Below are 19,821 nucleotides of genomic sequence, written 5' to 3'. Positions count from 1 at the left end.
GAAGTGCGGACAAGGCGATAAATCCCTTTCCACACTTCTTTTGCGGTGTTCTGTGCTACACTATTTTTCTTTATACTCATCTAAAAAATGATGACGTTCTCCATTTTTCTTATATGCCACAATGGTATCGAGGTTGACATTTTCCACACTTTTAAAGATGTTTGCCTCTACAAATGGATTTTTCTTTTTCAATTCCCGGATCAGTTCTTTGATTTCTACACGTTTTGAACGGTTCTCCTCATTATTACATGTCGTACAGGTATCTGTGAACTTACAGGCACATTGGATAAAATGCAGTCCGTTATAATCTCTCCATGCCTTGATATCATCTTCGCGGATCAGATACAGTGGGCGGATCAGTTCCATTCCTTCAAAATTCGTACTATGCAGCTTTGGCATCATAGTCTGTACCTGTGCCCCATAGAGCATTCCCATTAAGATCGTTTCAATCACATCATCATAGTGATGGCCTAATGCGATCTTATTACAGCCTAACTCTTTTGCATAATGATACAGATGTCCACGGCGCATCCTTGCACACAGATAGCATGGTGACTTCTCGATATGATAGACGGACTCAAAAATATCTGATTCAAACACAGTGATCGGAACTTTTAGCTTTTTGGCATTTTCTTCGATGATCTTACGATTCATTTTATTATATCCAGGGTCCATAACGATAAATTTCACTTCAAATGCAAACTTATTATGCCGTTTTAATTCCTGAAACAGTTTTGCCATCAGCATGGAATCTTTTCCACCGGAGATACAGACAGCGATACAGTCGCCTTCTTCTACCAACCGGTACTGCTGTATGGCTTTTGCAAATCTGCTCCAGATATTTTTGTGGAATTTTTTGCGGATGCTCTGCTCTACATTCCGGTTAAATTCATTTTCTTCCTCCTGCTGCATATGATATAACAGCCATGCAGTATATCCACCGGTCAGGCTGTATGCATCATATCCAAGTTCCCGCAGGCGTTCTGCCGCATCTAAGCTGAATTTTCCCCTGCTGCAGCAGAGTATCACTTTTTTGTCTTTGCATAAGAGCGTACTCTCCTCCAGCCATTCGGCTGGTATACAGACAGCTCCGCTGATCGCACCATGTGCTGTTTCTACCTCGCTGCGAATGTCGATCAACTGATATTCTTCCTTATTTAATTGTTCTAATTCCTGTGCTGTAATTTCCATGTTTACCTCGACTAACTATTTTCTCAATTTTTTCAGATCACTCAGGCGGTCTAATGCCGCTGACAACGTTTCATCTTTTTTGGCAAAATGAAATCTTACCAAGTGATTGATATCCTCTTTAAAAAAGCTCGAACCCGGCACAGCAGCTACTCCGACTTTTTGTGCCATTGCCACACAGAAATCCTCATCATTGTCATAACCAAACTCACTGATATCCATTAATACATAATAGGCTCCCTGCGGTTTGGTAAAGGTCAGACCCAGATTTTCCATACCGCCTGTAAAAAGTTCCTTCATATGTGTATAATGTGCCTGCAGTTCCTTATAATATGCATCGCCAAAATTAAGTCCTGTGACTGCTGCCTCCATCAATGGTGCGGCTGCTCCGACGGTTAAGAAATCATGTACTTTTTTCACCCGTTCAATGATCTTTTCATCTGCAATGACATAGCCTAACCGCCAACCTGTGATGGAATAGGTTTTTGACAGGGAATTACAGATGATCGTACGCTCCTTCATTCCCGGCAATGCTGCCATATAAGTATGCTGGTATGGCTCATAGATGATATGCTCATATACTTCGTCTGTAATGACATAAATGTCGTATTTTTTTGCAAGATCTGCAATCAGCAATAATTCTTCTTTGGAAAATACTTTTCCGCATGGATTTGACGGATTGCATAAGATCAGTGCTTTTACACCGGGCTGCCGGATCGCTGCTTCTAACTCGTCTGCATCAAAATCAAATGCCGGAGGTTTTAACGGCACATAGATTGGATCTGCATTGCTTAAGATCGCATCTGCTCCGTAGTTTTCATAAAATGGGGAAAATACGACTACTTTATCTCCCGGATTACATACGGAAAGCATCGCTGCCATCATAGCTTCTGTACTGCCGCAGGTAACAACGATCTCTTTGTCCGGGTCGACCTTCATGCCGGAAAAATGCTCCTGTTTTCTTGCTAATGCCTCTCTGAAATTCGGTGCTCCAAATGTGATCGCATACTGATGCGGTCCCTCTGATGCTACCTGTGCTAACCGGTCTGTGATCTCCTTTGGCGGTTCAAAGTCCGGGAATCCCTGCGAGAGATTGATCGCTCCATACTCATTGGCAACTCTTGTCATGCGTCTGATCACAGAATCGGTAAATCCTGCTGTTCTTGTACTTAATTCTTTCATATTTAAACTCCGTTTCTTTAGAAATGCTCTCTTAGAAATATCCGTAATATGTTTTCTGCACAACGGCATGATAGACCATGTCGATCATGGTATTAAAATCAAATACCGGAAGTCCGGTAGCTGCCTGTATCTGCTTCGCATATGGCGGCAGATCGCTGCATTCTAATAAGATCGCTCCGATATCCGGATGTTCTTCTTTTAATTTTACTGCCACTTCACACAGATCTTTTGTCAGCCTTCCATTATCTAATGTCAGTCTGCCATAGCGTATTGCTGAAAAACTTTCTAAGCTGCCGATATTTTTAACGATCAGACGGCTTACATCTGTTCCTACTTTTTTTAAGAGTTCTTCTGTTATATTATCACCGCTTGCGGCTAAAACTGCAATCTTTTTTTTCTCAGAAATACCGGTTTTTATGATTGGAAGCTGGCATAAGCTTGATAAAAATACCGGAACATCAACTGCTTCTTTGACATCCTGCTGGAAATGTGCAAAATATCCACATGCCCCGATGATTGCACGAACGCCCTGTGCTTCTAATTCTTTTGCTGCCTGTATAATGTCTTCTTTGATCGTAAGATCGCCTGCAAATAACTGCTCTATCTCAAAATTCACTTCCCGGTACACAACCGGAAACGGATATGTCGTTGCATTTGCCACGTTCCCCGGCAGTTTCGGATAGACTAAATGTACGGCTATGATCCCGATTGCAAATCCTGCGGTAAAACGTGGCGGTGTTGTATGTATGCCGTTTATCTCCTCTGTCGTTTCTAAACAGCTTTTCCATTCCATGTGAAAGTTCCCTCCTTCTATAAATCATCTGTTTTAAAATGTCCTGTTGATAAAAAACTCCGAAAATACAAACTATGGGAAACCCGTAACATGGGTTTCCCTGATATTTATCTGCCTGCTGTCTGATGCATCACGATTTCATTTTTTACAACTATGCTTCTACATAATTTCCATGATTCAGATAATTTAATAACTGATCTTTATCTAAGTGACCAATACCAAGATCATCTAATGTCAGTCCGTTCTTATAGAAATCTTTTCCTGTCATGACAGAACCAAGTGTGATCATACTGTCAATGACTGGTGTTTCTACGCCATATTTCTTTCCTAATTCATGGTAAATATGGCAGCCAACCGGAACATCTTCTGTCACGTAACGATCCTGTATGGAAAATGGGCCTGTACGGTAACCGGTTTCCCACTGTTCGTCAAATGGTACGATGCAGTCATCTCCCATGTATTCCGGTCCTAAGATACTGGTTCTTGATAAGAAGTTTTTCTTTGGATATTTTGCAATGCCAACCCCCATTGCTTCTGCTAATTTTACTTCTTCCAAGAAGAATGCATACTGTACTTCTGCGATAGATTCGCAGTATGCATGGCTGTAAATGGAATAGGTATATTTGTCATTACCGCCATAGATCCTTCCCCAGTTTTCCATAACACCAACACCAAGGATTGTTCCCGGACAGTGCAGTACAGGGTTTACATTACTAAATCCGGTATCCATAACGGTATTTCCACCAACAGCACCATCGCCCTGTGTAATGGAATCAAAGCATCCTAAATACTTAGAGCTGTTTAAGAAGATTTCCTGATCGTCAGATGGAAGGGATGCTCCGCGAAGTGTCAGTGCACGATATACTAACCACATATCAGAAGTCTGTACACCGCCTTCTTTTTCTACTCGTGTTCCATATGGTGCACTTGACCAGCCACCGATGATAACTCTCTTTGTGCAGTTTAACTCACGCATCTTTTTACGGAGTTTTAAAGAACCGTAATTGTCCGGAATGATATGGATCACCATGCCATCTTCTAATACAGGTACTAATTTCTCAAAAAAGATGTCATGTGCAACAGATGGAATCGCTACGATGATCAGCTTCGCATCTTTTACGGCTTCCTTGATATCGGATGTCAGAAGGTTAAAGAATGCTTTTCCTGATCTTTTAAATCCATACTTGTTCTTCTGGATACCGCCAAGTGTGATACCTGTTTTCTCTACATTCTTTAAATTCTGCTCATAAAATTCCGGAAGTTCAAATAAACGGACATCTTTGTTACCACCTAATACACAATCTGCTGCGCAGGTTTTTCCTACGGCACCGGCACCTAATACGGCGACCGGTGAATTTTTTAATACTTCATCTTCAAACATATTTTTTTCTCCTTTTTTTAAGTCAGTTAATATAAGATACACGAATTGCTCCGTTGCTACGCAACTCCCGCAATTCTATCATTAGAATACAGGTACAACTGCTCCTTCATAGTTTTCATTGATATAATCTCTGACATCGTCAGATAATACCGCATCAACAAGTGCCTTTGTTTTTTCAGAATCTTCATTACCTTCTTTGACAGCGATCAGGTTTGCATAAGTTTCTGCTGCAAGGGAATCTGATGCTTCTACTGCAAGCGGGTCGGTAAGACCGGCTTCGATAGCATAGTTACCATTGATAACGGCAAAATCAACGTCCTGAATGGATTTTGCTACCTGTGCAGCTTCAAGTTCTTTGATCTCTAAGTTGTGTGGGTTATCTGTAATATCAAGTACCGTTGCCTGCACACCTGCATCCTCATTTAAGGAAATAAGTCCCTGTGCTTCTAATAATAACAATGCTCTTGCTTCGTTTGTGGTATCATTTGGTACAGCAACAGATGCACCATCTGCCACATCATCTAAAGATGCTGTTTTGCCTGCATAGATTGCCATTGGCTCAAAATGTACATTTGCAACGCCTACGATATGTGTGCCGTTTTCCTCATTAAAATCATCTAAGTATGGTTTGTGCTGGAAATAGTTTGCATCTAATTCGCCATCTTCAAGTGCTGTATTCGGAAGTACATAGTCATTATATTCTACAACTTCAAGATCCCAGCCTTCTTCTGCTAACTTGTCCTTGACACTGTTTAAAATCTCTGCATGTGGTGTTACGCAGGCTCCTACTTTTATCGTCTTGTCATCACTCTTTGATCCGCATCCGCTGAATACTCCTGCAATCAATGCTGCTGTTAATAAAATTCCAATCGCTTTCTTTTTCATGTTTCATGTCCTCCTCAAAATTTTATTATCTTTTATCTATATGGTTTACCAGTCGGATTCCTGCCTCCTGAAAAACCTGTACAACGATAACTAACAGTGCCACGGTTACAAACATAACATCTGTCTGATATCTATAGTACCCATAATTGACTGCGATCGCTCCTAAGCCACCGCCTCCTACAAATCCTGCCATTGCAGAATATCCAAGGATTGTTGCTAAAGTGATCGTTCCACCGACGAGCAGTGATGGTTTTGCTTCCGGCAGGATCACTTTGCAGATGATCTGCCATGGGGAAGATCCCATTGCTTTTGCTGCTTCTATCACACCCGGATCTACTTCTTTTAAAGAAGATTCCACCATACGGGCTACAAACGGAACTGCTGCCACAACTAACGGAACGATCGTTGCCGTGGAACCGATTGTCGTTCCTACCACTAATCTTGTAAATGGAAGGATTGCTACTAATAAGATCAGAAATGGAATGGATCTGACTACATTGATCACAAATCCTGCGACCATGTTGATGATACTGTTTTTACAGATCCCATTTTTATCGGTCACATATACTAATACTCCAAGTGGTATTCCAAACAGATAAGCAACTGCTGTGGAAACGATGACCATGTAAAATGTTTCTCCGATTCCCTGTAATAACAAATTTATAATACTGCTGCTCATGCTCTATCCACCTCCACTTCTTCATAGCTCATCTTTTTCTTATCTAAGTAATTTTTAACTCTCTCTAATGTTTCCTGATCCGGTTTTTCGATCAGCATCTGACCATATGCACTTCCGCCGATATCTTCTGTATTTGCTCCGAGAATATTCAGTTTTGCATTGCTCTCTAGGATCAGATCGGCAAGCACCGGTTCCGATGAAGATTGTCCATCAAATACGATCCGCAGATAGTTTTTCGTTGGACTGCTTACCGGCTCTTTTTCTTCTGGAAGAACTAATTTCTTACCGGTTTCAGACTGTGGGGATAAGAACACGCTTTGTACCGTTCCTTCTTCTTCCACACTTCCTTTGCTCATGATTGCTACTCTGTCACAGATCTGCTCGACAACTTTCATCTCATGTGTGATCACGATGATCGTAACTCCCATATTCTTATTGATATTCTTAAGCAGTTCTAAAATGGATCTTGTCGTGATCGGATCTAAGGCACTTGTTGCTTCATCACAAAGCAGTACTTCCGGATTTGTGGAAAGTGCTCTCGCGATCGCTACTCTCTGCTTCTGTCCACCGGATAACTGAGACGGATAAGCTTCTGCTTTATCTGCGATTCCGACTAACTCTAAAAGTTCTCCTGCCCGTTCTCTTGCTTCTTTCTTTTTCATTCCTGCGACTTCAAGTGGATAGCAGACATTATCTAAAACCGTTCTCTGGGCAAGCAGGTTAAACTGCTGAAAAATCATTCCGATCTTTTGTCTGTATGCCCGAAGTTCCTTTTTATCTGCTTTCATAAGATCCGTATCTTCAAAGTATACGGCTCCGCTTGTCGGAACTTCTAAGAGATTGATGCATCGTACCAAGGTGGATTTTCCTGCACCGGAAAAACCGATGATCCCGAAAATCTCGCCTTTATTGATATCAAGACTGACATCATTTACGGCTATGACTTCATTTCCTTTTGTTTTAAATTTCTTCGTTACGTGCTCTAAACGAATCATGGTAAATCCTCCAAGTTTTGTTTCCCTGTTTTGATTTCCTTGTTATCATATCGTTTTAATATGATTTTGTAAATTATAAAAAACAGATAGCTGGTTATAGATTTTACCTATAATGGATCACTACGACCAATCTATCTGTTTTTATGCTGTACTGCTATGTTTGATGGATTTTGATATGATTGCTATCCAGACACTAAGTGCTATGATAATTCTAACATCTTCTGCAATGGAAGAGCGGCTTTTTCCATGATCTCATCGGGCAGGGTAACTTCCGGTGCTAAACTTTCTAGTGCCGCTTTTGTTTTTTCTAACGTTACTTTTTTCATATTTGGGCAAAACTGTCTGTGTCCGACGGAATAGAAATGCTTATTCGGATTTTTCTCCTGTAATTCAAAAAATACGCCCATTTCCGTACAGATGATAAACCGTTCGCAGTCTGTTTTCGTTGCATAGTCAATGATCTCTGATGTACTTCCGATAAAGTCAGACAATGCGATCACTTCTCTTGTACATTCCGGATGTGTCAGTACCAGGGCATCCGGATAGACTTCTTTTGCCTTTATTACATTTTCTGCGGTAATGCTCTTATGTACGTGGCAGAACCCATCGTTAAAGATAAAATGCTTCTGCGGCAGTTTCTCTGCAACATATCTTCCTAAATTTTCATCCGGTACAAAAAAGATATTCTTCTGCGGCAATTTTTCCACAACACGCAAAGCATTCGAAGATGTTACGCACACATCGGAAACTGATTTGATCTCTGCGGTAGAGTTGACATAACAGACAACGGCAAGATCTTCATACTGTGCCCGTACTTCTGCAATCTTCTCCACGGTTACCATATGTGCCATCGGACAGTCTGCAAAATCATCTGCCATCACAACTGTTTTTGCCGGATTTAGCAGTTTTGCACTTTCCCCCATAAATTTTACTCCACAGAAAATAATATTTTTCTGCTCTAATTTTGTTGCTGCTTTGCTCAAATAAAAAGAATCTCCGACATAATCTGCAATCTTCTGTACTTCACCATCTACATAATAATGTGCTAATATGACTGCATCTTTTTCTTTTTTTAATGTGTTGATCTGCTCTTTTAATTCTTTGTTTTCCATGATCCTATGTCCCCTGCTGCCATTTTCCATGTACTGTAAAATACTTCTGTTCTGCTATGGCAGCTGCCTTTCTTACGATATAGTTCTATGCGTGTCATCACACTGTTTCATCAAATTATACTATTTCCATAGGAATTGTCAACGTTTAGATGTTTTTGTTTATCACTAATCGCCTCAGCAAGCCTTCTGTAACCAAACCCGGCAAGCCTTGCATATTCTTTATGGTCTGGATCATAAGACATCATCATCTTCCGCATAAGCTTCTGACCATAGTCCGTCTCAGAGCATCCTCTTGAACCAGCCCGAAGAAGCACTTTCCATGGATACATTCTATATATTTCTGTTTATACGGTACAAGAAAGAAAAAGCTTTTACAACGGTTAAACGTGTAACCATTACAATTTTCCCGCAAAATTCCATCTAGCTTTTTTCTTAAAGAAGTAGTATAATAAATTGGTTATTTATGAACTAAATATTGCATGGCAATTTTAAAATACAAAAGGAGGATAACCCTATGCCTGTAAAATACGTCTTTGTCACAGGTGGTGTTGTATCCGGTCTTGGAAAGGGAATCACAGCAGCTTCTCTTGGTCGTCTGTTGAAAGCCCGCGGATACAAAGTCACAATGCAGAAATTTGACCCTTATATCAATATCGATCCGGGAACGATGAACCCGATCCAGCATGGTGAAGTTTTCGTCACAGATGATGGTGCTGAAACAGATTTAGATTTAGGTCACTATGAACGTTTTATCGATGAGAGCCTGACAAAAAATTCCAATGTCACAACCGGAAAGATCTACTGGTCCGTTCTGCAAAAGGAACGCCGCGGAGATTTCGGCGGAGGAACGGTTCAGGTCATCCCTCATATCACAAATGAGATCAAAAACCGTTTTTACCGCAATTTCACAACAGATGAAACCCAGATTGCGATCATCGAAGTTGGTGGTACGGTCGGTGATATCGAAAGCCAGCCTTTCCTCGAAGCGATCCGTCAGTTCCAGCACGAAGTCGGACATGATAATGCGATTCTGATCCATGTAACTTTGATTCCTTATATCAAAGCATCCGGTGAATTAAAAACAAAACCGACACAGGCAAGTGTAAAAGATCTTCAGGGAATGGGTATCCAGCCGGATATTATTGTCTGCCGTTCTGAACATCCATTAGATCAGGGATTGAAAGATAAGATTGCTCTGTTCTGTAATGTTCCAAACAATCATGTATTACAGAACTTAGATGTGGAATATCTCTATGAAGCACCTCTTGCCATGGAAAAAGAGGATTTAGCAAAAGTTGCCTGTGACTGTCTGAAATTAGACTGTCCGGAACCGGATCTTGATGACTGGAAAGAAATGGTTGACAGCCTGCGTCATCCTGATAAAGAAGTCAACATTGCTCTGGTTGGAAAATATACCCAGCTTCACGACGCTTATATCTCTGTTGTAGAAGCCTTAAAACATGGTGGAATCGCCAGCCGTGCAACAGTTAATCTGCAATGGGTGGATTCTGAATTATTAAATGAAGAAAATGTTGATGAAGTTCTTGCCAACGCACAGGGAATCATTGTACCGGGTGGTTTTGGTGATCGTGGTGTCGAAGGTATGATCACTGCTGCAAAATATGCCAGGACCAGACAGATCCCTTACCTTGGTCTTTGTCTTGGTATGCAGGTTTCTATCATTGAATTTGCAAGAAATGTCTGCGGTATGCATGATGCACACAGTATCGAATTAGATCCAAATACCACGCATCCGGTCATTTCTTTAATGCCTGACCAGAATGGTGTTGAGGATATCGGTGGAACGCTTCGTCTTGGTTCTTACCCTTGTGTATTAGACAAAACTTCCAAAGCTTATACTCTATATGGTGATGAAATGATCGCTGAAAGGCACCGCCACCGTTATGAAGTCAACAATGACTACCGGAATGCATTAGTAGAAAAAGGAATGAAACTCTGTGGACTCTCCCCTGATGGAAGAATTGTAGAAATGATCGAGCTTTCCGATCATCCATGGTTTTTAGCTACACAGGCTCATCCTGAATTAAAATCCAGACCGAACCGTCCGCATCCGCTTTTCAAAGGTTTTGTAGAAGCGTCGATCCAGACCAAACGATAGAAGCAAAAAACATTTTTATATAAATAAGACAGCCGGATGCATATATCCGGCTGTCTTATTTTTACTACTTTTTGATATATCCTTTTTTTAAAAACAGTTCATACAGTGTCGGCTTCAACTGATATTCCTTCATCATCTGTTCTACTTCTTCTAACAATTTCCTGCGGTGTACTTCTGTGATCCCTTTTCTCTTAATTCCACGGATCAACAGATTTTTCGGTGTATGGGACAGATCGACAAATTCCATCACCTGTGTCTTATAACCACAGTATTCCAACAGATTGGCGCGTATCGCATCAGTTGCTAATGCCGCAAACCGTTCCTGTATGATCCCATAACGCATCATCAGGGAAAACTGTTCACTTTTCATCTGCCGGTTCAATTCATGCTGGCAGCACGGAACGGAAAAGATCAGTTTTGCATTCCAGCAGATAGCATTATATAATGCAAAATCAGTTGCCGTATCACATGTATGTAAAGTAATGACCATATCGACTTCAAATGGTGCCTGATAACCGTTGATATCTCCCATTTCAAAATGCAGTCCATCATAACCATATTTTTTCGCTGCCTGATTACACTTTTTTATCACATCTTCTTTCAGATCAAGTCCGATCATCTCCACAGACAGATTCCTCTTTTTCGTCAGATAATAATACAGGATAAATGTCAGGTAGGATTTTCCACAGCCAAAATCTATGATGTTTAACTTTTCCACAGACATTGTGCGGATATAGTCATCAATGATCTCGATAAAACGGTTGATCTGCCTGAATTTATCATACATGGAAGTTACGATCTTGCCTTCTGACGTAAAAATCCCCATATCGATAAGGGGAGGAATGATTTCTCCTTCTTCTAACAAATATTGTTTTTTCCGGTTGTGGTTATCTTCTGCTTTTGGTGTACTGTCAGTACGTTTTTGTTTAAATGTGACTTTTCCCTTTTTGGAGATCAGAAAAATGCTCTCTAATCCTGCACCAAATCCGTTAAGCTGACGGTATTCCTGCATCAGATATCCTTCTATACGTTCTATCAGTTCTTCCCTGCTGACATTTTCATGGAACGCCTGTTTTTCGGTAAATTTTTCTATCTGATAATTTGCCGCTTTCTGTGTGATCGTGATCTTACGGTATTCTGCCGTCTTTTCCGGCTTACTTAAGACCATCCGCCCGCATCCTGAATCTAACATCTTACTGATCTGTTCTTTGATCGTGTCCATATCATCTGTATCCTTTTACTGATCTTCTTTTATCCTGTTATCTTCCAAATCTGTTTCTGTATCCTGCCCATTTTTCTTTATCAGTAAAAAGCAGGCAATTCCGATCACCAAAACGATCGTGATCGCAAGTCCACCCTCTAAACCAAAATCTCCTCCATGCATCCATGCTTTTCCTTCTGCTGCTTCTGCCGAAAAAATACTGCATGCAGAATCCAGACCGCTGACTTTGATGCCATATACATTTCCCTGTACCAGATTCCACATAGAATGGATCGCACCTGCCATCCAGATGTTTCCGGTCTTGATAAAACAGACTGATGCAAAAATTCCAAACAATGTCAGATTTAATAATGCGAGTGCCGTCACTCCCGGATTAAAAAGATGCAGTGCTGCAAATGCCATCGAATTGACAAGTACTGCAACAGCCATCGGATAGCGTCTGCCTATAGATACCATAAAATATCCGCGGCATAATACTTCTTCCGCCATTCCCTGTATGCCATATCCTGCTGCATATAATAAAAATACCGGAAGTGCAAATTGTCCCATTTCTAATTTTAATGTGCCTGTAAAAATACAGATACAGACAGCTAAGGAAAAGATCACAAATCCGATCACTAACCCTCTGCCATAATGGATCAGTGCATTTTCTCCGGTAAATCCGAGTGTTGATAATTTTCTTTTCTGGATAAACCTACAGAATAAGAAAATAATAATGATCATCATGACTGTTGCAAATAAATTAGCAATTGTCAATGTATCTGTATTTGCAATCTGTGCAGACACTTCTGCCACCCGGTTTAAATCCCCTGACGCCACTGCATCTAAATAATCCTGGCTGTGCATCAGTACGATAATCTGTACCGGCATCACTACAAGCACTTCACCGATCGTACATACGAAAAAGACTGCAATAAAAACCAGTATTTCTAAGATAAGATGCATTCCTTTTTGTGCCTCTTTTGCCTCTCTCACTGCCCGTGGGGGCTTCAGCCATTGATTCATATACAAACCCTCCTGATCTTCTGCTGTTTTCTTCACTTTTTACACTATAGCATATGCACTGTTGTTATTCAACTTATTAACTATCTCGTCACAAATCCGTCCTGTAATGCCACGCTGTCGGTCATAATGCCGGTACCGATCGAATAGCCATCTATATTAGCCATGATCTCAAATGAGGTTGCCCTGTCATTTGACTTAATAATCTTATCAAACTCATAATTACCAAGTGCTTCCTGATTCTTTACTACATCTGGTGTCTTACGACACGATATTCATCTCCATTTTTAAAATACGGACATTTCTTATATTTATGGCTCATAAAACGTGCCATATCATCTTCATCTAAATTAACGGAACAATAATATTCTTCCTCATCTTCATCATAAGCATTGTATGCACAATAATCACATTCCATAAATACACTCCTAACACGCAAACTTTTCAGCATAAAGCTGTTTTAAAAACTGTTTTAACAGATCTTCTAATGTTTTCCAGTAAACTGCTGTGATCTCATCTTCACGCTCCATGCTCATGCTGATATCCATAACAGCATCTGTGATTTCAGGGTTTAACATTTCAAATGCATCTTCCACACAGCCCTCTAACTGGCAGTAGATGTCACTTCGCATATAAAGAATGAAATTCTTTTCCGTCAGTGGTTTATCTTCTAATTCTTCGGAAAATACTTCCTCTTTATCTGCTGTGATCTCATAAAATTCTTCCCGCACAGTAGCATAATCTACCGGCACGTAATTTTCACGGAAAAATGTATCAAATACTTCTTTGTCTATCTTTTGTTCCATGTCATTATCCTCTGCTTATGATTTTAACTTCTTTCGTTTTTTTACAGTTGTCTTCTGCGACTGTGCGATCATCGGCTCTGCATCTGATTCTTTTTTCTCGACTAACCGTTTTACCGTTTCGGACTCTGTGATCAGTTCTAAACCGGAAATATGTGATACAAATTTCTGCAAGGTCGAATATCCGTATTCTTTCACCTTAAAATCTGGATATTTCTTATGCAGTTTCTGCCCCATGGCAGCTAGATCCACACCTTCTCCATTGGACTTTTCTACACATTCCCTGATGTACGCTTCTAGCTGTTCCCTCTTTAAATTATCATCTCTTAATTTGACTAAGATCGTATTTTCTTTCTTATAAAGTATAAAAGTATCTTCCATTTCTTCGATGAATTTTGAAAGAGAACTGTAACCGTAATTACGCACATCAAAATCGGAATATTTCTTCAATAGGGAACTTCCTAATTCCCCAAGTCCGGTCTTTCTGCCGTTGTTTTCATTTTCTGTAATGATCTCTACGATTGCTTCTTCAATCGTCTTCTGGGAGATATTTTCTTTTGCTTTGTCTGTATCCTGTTCTAAGAGGATCTCAAGACTGGTAAATACGGAACAGGCAGCTTTAAAGGATTTCGGTGTCTTATTCTCTCCCATACCGATCACTTCCATACCGGATTCCCGCAGCCGGCTTGCTAATTTTGTAAAGTCGCTGTCACTCGATACGATACAGAAACCGTCTACCCTGCCTGTATATAAAATATCCATGGCATCTATGATCAATGCTGAATCTGTCGCATTTTTCCCTGCTGTATTACAGAACTGCTGTATCGGAGTGATCGAGTTCGCAAGCAGTTCTTCTCTCCATTTTGACGCCTGGTTATTCGTCCAATCCCCATAGATACGCTTATAAGTAATGACTCCATATTTTGTCATTTCATCTAAGATCGCTGTGATATATTTTGCGGAAACATTATCGGAATCGATCAGTACCGCATATCGTTTATCTTCCATTATATGATTCTCCTGTCATGTCAGGCATTTTTGCCTGATTATATATATTCTACATCATTCCTGAAAATAACACCATACCATATTTATAATAAACTATTTACATCTTTATCCTGGAACAATTATAATAATATAATGACAACAGACATGGAGGATTTTTACATGACAAATTCAAACCCTACGACTACCCCATGGGGCATTTCCGGCAGTACTTTAAAGATCATCGCTCTAGTCACCATGCTGACCGATCACATTGGTGCAGCGATCATAGAACCTGTTCTGATACAAAAAGCCGAAAGAATGCATATCCAGTGGGGATCTTATTCTGATCTTATACTCATTGATAAAACATTAGGCACTGCCTATATCGCTATGCGGTATATCGGACGCATTGCATTTCCTATTTTCTGTTTTCTTCTTGTAGAAGGATTCCTGCATACACGCAATGTCAGACGGTATGCTTTCCGCCTTTTCCTGTTTGCACTGATATCAGAAATCCCATTTGACCTTGCATTTCATCATCAATTATTCTGCATGGATTATCAGAATGTATTCTTCACACTATTTATCGGACTGCTTGTAATCACTGCCCTTCAGGCTGTTATGATACATATGACAGAACATATCTCCTTTCGCATACTGTTTTGTCTGATCAGCATTTTTTCCGGTATGTACTTTGCCAGCCTGTTAAATACGGATTATGGTGCAATGGGTGTGCTGACGATCCTCTTGATCTATATATTCCGAAATAATAGGCTTCATGCTGCTGCAGCCGCATGTCTGTGCCTGATCGCCATGAATACGATCGAAGCCACCTCTCTGCTTTGTATTCCATTGATAACACACTATAACGGAAAGCGGGGACTGCAGTTAAAATATGTCTTTTATGCTTTTTATCCGGTGCATCTTCTGATATTATACTGCATCTACCAGTTACTATTTTAAAGATTCAAAAAAAAGCTGTAACAGCACTGTTACATGCTATTACAGCTTTTTCTGATATGGTTACATACGCTCTTTAATGTACATTTCAAGCATTTCTGCTGTCTTTTCTACTCCAAGACGACTGCTGTTCACGCACAGATCATAACCTCTTGAATCACCCCATTTAAAATCGGAATGTCTGTTATGATACCGTTTTCTCTTTTTATCATGGCGTGCCATTTTTGCAGCAGCATCTGCCTCATTTAAGTTATATCTTTCTTTGATACGGTTCTTCTTACATTCTTCATCACCAAGAATAAATATAGAGATCAGTTCCTTTCTGCCACGTAAAACTGTTTCTGCACAACGTCCTACGATCACGAATGAAGTTCCCTTATCTGCTTTTTCCCGAATGTAATCGAACTGCATATCTGCTACGATTTCTTCTAAGGAATTAGAATATGCACCAACTCTCCTTGACATCAGAAGTTTTCTTGGTTTTTCATCTAATTTTTCTAAATACTCTACCTGAATATTTTTTTCTTCTGCAATCTCGTCAAGCATTTTTCTATCTACAAATTCAATTCCAAGATCTTTTGCGATCTTTTCACCGATTGCATGACCGCCGCTTCCAAATTCACGACCGATTGCGATGATAATCTGTTCTGCCATTAGATCCTCCCCTTTCTAACAATAACGTGCAAAGATAAATAACATCGATACACCTACGACAATAATAGTTGCCGGTGCTGCTGACTTACAGTATTTACCCCAGCCGATCATATAGCCGTTCTTTGCTGCAACAGAAGTACCTACAACGTTTGCAGATGCTCCGATCGGAGTTGCACTTCCACCGATATCTGTACCCATGGATAATGCCCATGCTAATGTTGAAAGATCTACACCCTGAGTTGCTGCAAGGCTCTTGATAACCGGTATCATCGTTGCTGCAAACGGGATATTATCAACAAATGCACTTGCAATAGCAGATATCCAGATAATGATCGCGATCATAAGTTTTAAGTTACCACCGCTGACTTTACCGATGAATCCTGCGATCAGCTCTAAGATTCCTGTCTGCTCTAATCCGCCAACGACAACGAATAAACCTACAAAGAATAATAAGGTCTTATAATCTACTTTTTTCAGTAATTCCAATGCATATTTGTGGAATGCGGCCAATGTAACGATTGCGATAACGCCTCCGATAAATGCAACAGTAAGTCCTGTCTGTGCATGTGTTACAAGCATAACAACTGCGCATCCAAAGATCACACAGCTGACTGCAAATTCTGTCTTATTTGTGATCGCATCTTTTGGATCCGGTACAGTTGATGGATCTACAGCTTCTGCTTCTTCCTGTAATAATTCTTTTCTATATACAAGGAAAAAGTAAATGATAACAATGACTAAACTGATTCCTGCCATAGCACCTGTATTCGTTAAGAAATCTGAGAAAGAATATCCTAAGGAAGTACCGATGATGATGTTTGGTGGATCTCCACACATGGTAGCCGATCCTCCAAGGTTTGCACAGAAAATCTCTGACAAGATCATTGGGATCGGATCAAATTTCAAAAGTTTGGCAAGTTCTACCGTAACTGCTGCAAGGAATAAAATTACAGTGATACTGTCAATAAACATTGCAAGTATGGATGACATGATCATGAATGCAACAAAAAGCGGGATTGGTTTGTAATGTACGAGCTTTGCTAATCTCATACAGAGCCAGCGGAAAAATCCTGCCTTTGCCATTCCTTCTACCATGATCATCATTCCTGCAATAAAGATGATCGTTGCCCAGTTAATACCAGAAGAAGATTCTTCTCCTGCTGCGCCTGCATACCAGAATCCTACCGTAAAGATACTACGCAGGTTCAAGGTTTCAATGATTGCACTCATGCTGCGCATAGCAGCTCCGAACACCAGAACTAATGTCAGAAGACCACAGCCTAATGTTACATACTGCCGCTCAATTTTGTCTAACACGATCATCACGAACATGATGACAAAAATAGCAAGTGCTAAAATTTGTGCGAGTGTCATTTTCTTATCCTCCTGTTATAGTATATCCCTTCACTTTAAATAAGTTGAAAGATGATATTTTTTCTTCGTATATCATAGCACCTCAACCCAAAGAAATATACCGTCACACTTCATAATTCTTTCATGTTTTTTTTATATATTTTGTGAAATTTTTATCATAATTTAACATTATTTTAACATATAGAGTAATGATCTGCACAATGCAATCTGCTCCTCTGACTGTAAACTGTTCTCTATGCGCACTTCTCCTAACCCTTTTTTGGTACTGCGAAGTCCCGCTGCTTCTATCCGTCTTTTTGTTTCCCTTGCTGTTCCCGGACCGCCTTCAAACAGCATCACATTTTCCCCTAAGATCTTTTGTATTTCTTCACTGATAAACGGATAATGTGTACAGCCTAAAACAACGGCATCGATCTTTTTCTTTTCAAACGGCTCAAACAGTTTTTCAAGGAACTGTTCTAACTCCCTGCTTTTGATATCTCCATGCTCAATATATTCCATCAGTCCCGGACAAGGCATCGGGATAATATTCGCCATGTCCATATACCGTTCCATCAGGTTATGGAACTTTTCTTCACGTATCGTCATCGGAGTTGCCATTACGATCACATTCGGATGGTTCTTAGAATAGACCGCCGGCTTTAATGCCGGTTCGATCCCGATAATTGGCACATTGGGATATTTCTGTCTTAAAATGCGGACTGCCGCACTGGTTGCTGTATTGCACGCTACCACGATTCCCTTTGCCCCTTCTGCTAAAAAATGGTCTACATGGGCGATCGTAAGACCACGCACTTCTTCTAAACTCTTTGTACCATATGGAGCATTTTTAGAATCTCCGTAATACCAGTAATTTTCATTTGGCATTTCTTTTAACAGTGCACGCAATACACTGATCCCGCCAACACCGGAGTCAAATACTGCAATCGGTGCTTCATTGTTATGTTCTATTGTCATTTCCTGCATATGATCTGTCCTCTCCCTTTTGCTGTTATTGTTCAGGTACGTATGAAAGTGATTCAACTAAAATTTTTCTTCACATCCCCTGCTGTAGTGTGTTATACTAAGTTTATAGTACTAATTTCACTAAAGGGGGCTTGTTACATATGGCAACACAAATCGTACATTCATTATTTGATAACGGTCCTAAAATCTGTAAAGACTGTCACCGAATGCTTCCTAAGGATTATACTGATGAAGTGTGTCCAGCCTGCAAAGAACGCGAATTATTTTCTAAAGTAAAAGACTTTATCCGTGAAAATGATGTGACGGAATTTGATGTCGCTGATCATTTTGAAATTCCACTTCATAAAGTAAAAAGCTGGATTCGTGAAGGAAGGATCCAATATAAAGAACTGCATACTCCAACGATCGAATCTTTACACTGTCAGCAGTGTGGTGAGCCGATCGCATTTGGTACACTTTGTCCGAAGTGCCAGCGTAAGCTGTCTTCTTCCGGAAGTGTGACGATCCCGAGCAGTTCTCACGATAACCGTTTCCGGTACTTATAAAAATGATACGAAAATCTCTGATTTTCGTATCATTTTTTTTACGATTATTTTAAGAAACCGCTGATGATCTGCTGTTCTGCTTCTGCTTCTGTCAGTCCTAATGTCATCAGTTTGATCAACTGTTCTCCTGCAATCTTACCGATCGCTGCCTCGTGGATCAGACTCGCATCTATATGATTTGCCGTAAGCTGTGGGCTGGCTGTCACACAGGAACGATCCATGATGATCGCATCACATTCGCTATGTCCTGCACATGCTGTGTTTCCATTGATCTTTGAAAAAAATTCCTGTTTAGAATCATCTCTTGCAACTGAACGGGAAATCACATTTGTACTACAGTTCTCACCATTTAAGTCTACTTCAAATTCTGTTCTTGCATACTGCTTTCCATGTGTCATGATCTTTTCATGCACTTCTAAGCTCGCACCGGCTTTCAGATCACCTTTTGTAATTCGGTTTGTGGAATCAATCCCTTTGATCTGAGTTGTTTCCATTTCCATATGTGCATTTTCTTCACAATGTACAACAGTCATCGGATTCATGATATTCGTACCGTTTCCATCACCTTCACCGTAATGTTTTTCAATATAGCGGACGTTGGAATTTTTTCCAATATAAAAGGTATGGATACCGTCATGTTTTGATGTATCTACTCCGCAGTTATGGATTCCACAGCCGGCAATGATCGTTACGTCACAGTCCTCTCCGATATAAAAATCATTATAGACCATCTCCTGATATCCACTCTCGCTTAAAATAACCGGAATATGCACGCTTTCTTTTTTCGTTCCCGGTTTGATAATGATATCAATTCCCTGCTTGTCCTCTTTTGTAACAATATCTATATGGGCAGTTGTATTTCTTCCTGCCATCTTCCCATTAGAACGGATATTATATGCTCCCGCCGGCACTTCATGCAGACCGGCAACCTGCTCTAATAAATTTTTTTCTATCTTATCCATGGTTTTTCCTTC

20 protein-coding genes are annotated in these 19,821 nt (G+C 40.2%); 3 read left to right on the top strand and 17 right to left on the bottom strand.

The features are described from left to right. Positions 1 to 60 precede the first annotated feature (60 nt). The 8 genes from H8S17_RS02475 to nadA form a co-directional block, all read right to left on the bottom strand. Positions 61 to 1,191, bottom strand: a complete 1,131-nt coding sequence (locus tag H8S17_RS02475; protein WP_186866079.1) for an ATP-binding protein — start codon at positions 1,189 to 1,191, stop codon at positions 61 to 63. Between the two features lie 15 nt (positions 1,192 to 1,206). Further along, a complete protein-coding gene (locus H8S17_RS02470) occupies positions 1,207 to 2,370 on the bottom strand; it encodes a pyridoxal phosphate-dependent aminotransferase (RefSeq protein WP_186866078.1) in 1,164 nt (387 codons plus the stop codon). Between the two features lie 31 nt (positions 2,371 to 2,401). Next, complete coding sequence (locus H8S17_RS02465; protein ID WP_178050756.1) at positions 2,402 to 3,163, bottom strand: aspartate/glutamate racemase family protein; 762 nt, start codon at positions 3,161 to 3,163, stop codon at positions 2,402 to 2,404. Positions 3,164 to 3,314: 151 nt separating this feature from the next. Next, positions 3,315 to 4,544 (bottom strand): NAD/NADP-dependent octopine/nopaline dehydrogenase family protein, encoded by a 1,230-nt coding sequence (locus H8S17_RS02460; RefSeq protein ID WP_186866077.1) that lies wholly within the window; start codon positions 4,542 to 4,544, stop codon positions 3,315 to 3,317. A gap of 81 nt (positions 4,545 to 4,625) precedes the next feature. Beyond that, positions 4,626 to 5,429: a MetQ/NlpA family ABC transporter substrate-binding protein gene (locus H8S17_RS02455; protein WP_186866076.1), complete on the bottom strand. Its 804-nt coding sequence runs from the start codon at positions 5,427 to 5,429 to the stop codon at positions 4,626 to 4,628. A 25-nt stretch (positions 5,430 to 5,454) separates the two neighbouring features. Continuing rightward, positions 5,455 to 6,108: a methionine ABC transporter permease gene (locus tag H8S17_RS02450; RefSeq protein ID WP_178050753.1), complete on the bottom strand. Its 654-nt coding sequence runs from the start codon at positions 6,106 to 6,108 to the stop codon at positions 5,455 to 5,457. Next, positions 6,105 to 7,103, bottom strand: coding sequence for a methionine ABC transporter ATP-binding protein (locus tag H8S17_RS02445; protein WP_186866075.1), 999 nt, complete (start codon positions 7,101 to 7,103; stop codon positions 6,105 to 6,107). Before H8S17_RS02445 ends, H8S17_RS02450 begins: the two co-directional genes overlap by 4 nt. 200 nt (positions 7,104 to 7,303) lie before the next feature. Continuing rightward, the gene (gene nadA, locus H8S17_RS02440; protein ID WP_186866074.1) at positions 7,304 to 8,215 is read right to left on the bottom strand and encodes a quinolinate synthase NadA; all 912 of its coding nucleotides are present in this window, start codon (positions 8,213 to 8,215) and stop codon (positions 7,304 to 7,306) included. Between the two features lie 514 nt (positions 8,216 to 8,729). Between nadA and H8S17_RS02435 the strand changes: the two genes are divergently transcribed. After that, on the top strand, positions 8,730 to 10,334 hold the full coding sequence (locus H8S17_RS02435) for a CTP synthase (RefSeq protein WP_186866073.1): 1,605 nt from the start codon (positions 8,730 to 8,732) through the stop codon (positions 10,332 to 10,334). Positions 10,335 to 10,398: 64 nt separating this feature from the next. On the opposite strand, the gene H8S17_RS02430 is transcribed toward H8S17_RS02435, so the two are convergent. From H8S17_RS02430 to H8S17_RS02410, 5 genes are all read right to left on the bottom strand, one after another. Further along, the gene (locus tag H8S17_RS02430; protein ID WP_186866072.1) at positions 10,399 to 11,556 is read right to left on the bottom strand and encodes a class I SAM-dependent methyltransferase; all 1,158 of its coding nucleotides are present in this window, start codon (positions 11,554 to 11,556) and stop codon (positions 10,399 to 10,401) included. Positions 11,557 to 11,571: 15 nt separating this feature from the next. After that, positions 11,572 to 12,561: a CPBP family intramembrane glutamic endopeptidase gene (locus H8S17_RS02425; protein ID WP_186866071.1), complete on the bottom strand. Its 990-nt coding sequence runs from the start codon at positions 12,559 to 12,561 to the stop codon at positions 11,572 to 11,574. 244 nt (positions 12,562 to 12,805) lie between these two features. After that, positions 12,806 to 12,976, bottom strand: a complete 171-nt coding sequence (locus H8S17_RS02420; protein WP_178051938.1) for a DUF6472 family protein — start codon at positions 12,974 to 12,976, stop codon at positions 12,806 to 12,808. Between the two features lie 10 nt (positions 12,977 to 12,986). Further along, a complete protein-coding gene (locus H8S17_RS02415) occupies positions 12,987 to 13,364 on the bottom strand; it encodes a hypothetical protein (protein ID WP_178051939.1) in 378 nt (125 codons plus the stop codon). Between the two features lie 15 nt (positions 13,365 to 13,379). Then, positions 13,380 to 14,369: an NYN domain-containing protein gene (locus H8S17_RS02410; RefSeq protein WP_186866070.1), complete on the bottom strand. Its 990-nt coding sequence runs from the start codon at positions 14,367 to 14,369 to the stop codon at positions 13,380 to 13,382. Positions 14,370 to 14,528: 159 nt separating this feature from the next. Between H8S17_RS02410 and H8S17_RS02405 the strand changes: the two genes are divergently transcribed. Continuing rightward, complete coding sequence (locus H8S17_RS02405) at positions 14,529 to 15,311, top strand: TraX family protein (protein WP_186866069.1); 783 nt, start codon at positions 14,529 to 14,531, stop codon at positions 15,309 to 15,311. A gap of 60 nt (positions 15,312 to 15,371) precedes the next feature. Here H8S17_RS02405 and H8S17_RS02400 read toward each other — a convergent pair whose 3' ends face one another. The 3 genes from H8S17_RS02400 to murI all read right to left on the bottom strand — a co-directional run bounded on the left by H8S17_RS02400 (position 15,372) and on the right by murI (position 18,302). Further along, complete coding sequence (locus tag H8S17_RS02400) at positions 15,372 to 15,962, bottom strand: cytidylate kinase-like family protein (RefSeq protein WP_186866068.1); 591 nt, start codon at positions 15,960 to 15,962, stop codon at positions 15,372 to 15,374. A gap of 15 nt (positions 15,963 to 15,977) precedes the next feature. Continuing rightward, a complete protein-coding gene (locus H8S17_RS02395; RefSeq protein WP_186866067.1) occupies positions 15,978 to 17,336 on the bottom strand; it encodes an ArsB/NhaD family transporter in 1,359 nt (452 codons plus the stop codon). 168 nt (positions 17,337 to 17,504) lie between these two features. After that, positions 17,505 to 18,302: a glutamate racemase gene (murI, locus tag H8S17_RS02390; protein ID WP_178051944.1), complete on the bottom strand. Its 798-nt coding sequence runs from the start codon at positions 18,300 to 18,302 to the stop codon at positions 17,505 to 17,507. Between the two features lie 140 nt (positions 18,303 to 18,442). Between murI and H8S17_RS02385 the strand changes: the two genes are divergently transcribed. Further along, the gene (locus tag H8S17_RS02385; protein WP_178051945.1) at positions 18,443 to 18,847 is read left to right on the top strand and encodes a hypothetical protein; all 405 of its coding nucleotides are present in this window, start codon (positions 18,443 to 18,445) and stop codon (positions 18,845 to 18,847) included. Positions 18,848 to 18,891: 44 nt separating this feature from the next. On the opposite strand, the gene H8S17_RS02380 is transcribed toward H8S17_RS02385, so the two are convergent. Next, positions 18,892 to 19,809, bottom strand: a complete 918-nt coding sequence (locus H8S17_RS02380) for a SufB/SufD family protein (protein ID WP_178051946.1) — start codon at positions 19,807 to 19,809, stop codon at positions 18,892 to 18,894. Positions 19,810 to 19,821: the final 12 nt, after the last annotated feature.

It is taken from the genome of Roseburia zhanii (assembly GCF_014287635.1).
Classification (GTDB): Bacteria; Bacillota; Clostridia; order Lachnospirales; family Lachnospiraceae; genus Roseburia_B; species Roseburia_B zhanii.
The sequence above is the reverse complement of the archived record's forward strand: the minus strand, read 5'-3'. Positions and strand labels throughout refer to the sequence as shown.

Bases quoted from the DNA above. Each gene is read 5' to 3' on its own strand.
- H8S17_RS02420 (WP_178051938.1), bottom strand. From the start codon at position 12,976: ATGGAATGTGATTATTGTGCATACAATGCTTATGATGAAGATGAGGAA.
- murI (WP_178051944.1), bottom strand. From the start codon at position 18,302: ATGCAGGAAATGACAATAGAACATAACAATGAAGCACCGATTGCAGTA.
- H8S17_RS02455 (WP_186866076.1), bottom strand. From the start codon at position 5,429: ATGAAAAAGAAAGCGATTGGAATTTTATTAACAGCAGCATTGATTGCA.
- H8S17_RS02460 (WP_186866077.1), bottom strand. From the start codon at position 4,544: ATGTTTGAAGATGAAGTATTAAAAAATTCACCGGTCGCCGTATTAGGT.
- H8S17_RS02430 (WP_186866072.1), bottom strand. From the start codon at position 11,556: ATGGACACGATCAAAGAACAGATCAGTAAGATGTTAGATTCAGGATGC.
- H8S17_RS02400 (WP_186866068.1), bottom strand. From the start codon at position 15,962: ATGGCAGAACAGATTATCATCGCAATCGGTCGTGAATTTGGAAGCGGC.
- H8S17_RS02475 (WP_186866079.1), bottom strand. From the start codon at position 1,191: ATGGAAATTACAGCACAGGAATTAGAACAATTAAATAAGGAAGAATAT.
- H8S17_RS02380 (WP_178051946.1), bottom strand. From the start codon at position 19,809: ATGGATAAGATAGAAAAAAATTTATTAGAGCAGGTTGCCGGTCTGCAT.
- H8S17_RS02465 (WP_178050756.1), bottom strand. From the start codon at position 3,163: ATGGAATGGAAAAGCTGTTTAGAAACGACAGAGGAGATAAACGGCATA.
- H8S17_RS02470 (WP_186866078.1), bottom strand. From the start codon at position 2,370: ATGAAAGAATTAAGTACAAGAACAGCAGGATTTACCGATTCTGTGATC.
- H8S17_RS02395 (WP_186866067.1), bottom strand. From the start codon at position 17,336: ATGACACTCGCACAAATTTTAGCACTTGCTATTTTTGTCATCATGTTC.
- H8S17_RS02425 (WP_186866071.1), bottom strand. From the start codon at position 12,561: ATGAATCAATGGCTGAAGCCCCCACGGGCAGTGAGAGAGGCAAAAGAG.
- H8S17_RS02415 (WP_178051939.1), bottom strand. From the start codon at position 13,364: ATGGAACAAAAGATAGACAAAGAAGTATTTGATACATTTTTCCGTGAA.
- H8S17_RS02405 (WP_186866069.1), top strand. From the start codon at position 14,529: ATGACAAATTCAAACCCTACGACTACCCCATGGGGCATTTCCGGCAGT.
- H8S17_RS02450 (WP_178050753.1), bottom strand. From the start codon at position 6,108: ATGAGCAGCAGTATTATAAATTTGTTATTACAGGGAATCGGAGAAACA.
- H8S17_RS02385 (WP_178051945.1), top strand. From the start codon at position 18,443: ATGGCAACACAAATCGTACATTCATTATTTGATAACGGTCCTAAAATC.
- nadA (WP_186866074.1), bottom strand. From the start codon at position 8,215: ATGGAAAACAAAGAATTAAAAGAGCAGATCAACACATTAAAAAAAGAA.
- H8S17_RS02445 (WP_186866075.1), bottom strand. From the start codon at position 7,103: ATGATTCGTTTAGAGCACGTAACGAAGAAATTTAAAACAAAAGGAAAT.
- H8S17_RS02410 (WP_186866070.1), bottom strand. From the start codon at position 14,369: ATGGAAGATAAACGATATGCGGTACTGATCGATTCCGATAATGTTTCC.
- H8S17_RS02435 (WP_186866073.1), top strand. From the start codon at position 8,730: ATGCCTGTAAAATACGTCTTTGTCACAGGTGGTGTTGTATCCGGTCTT.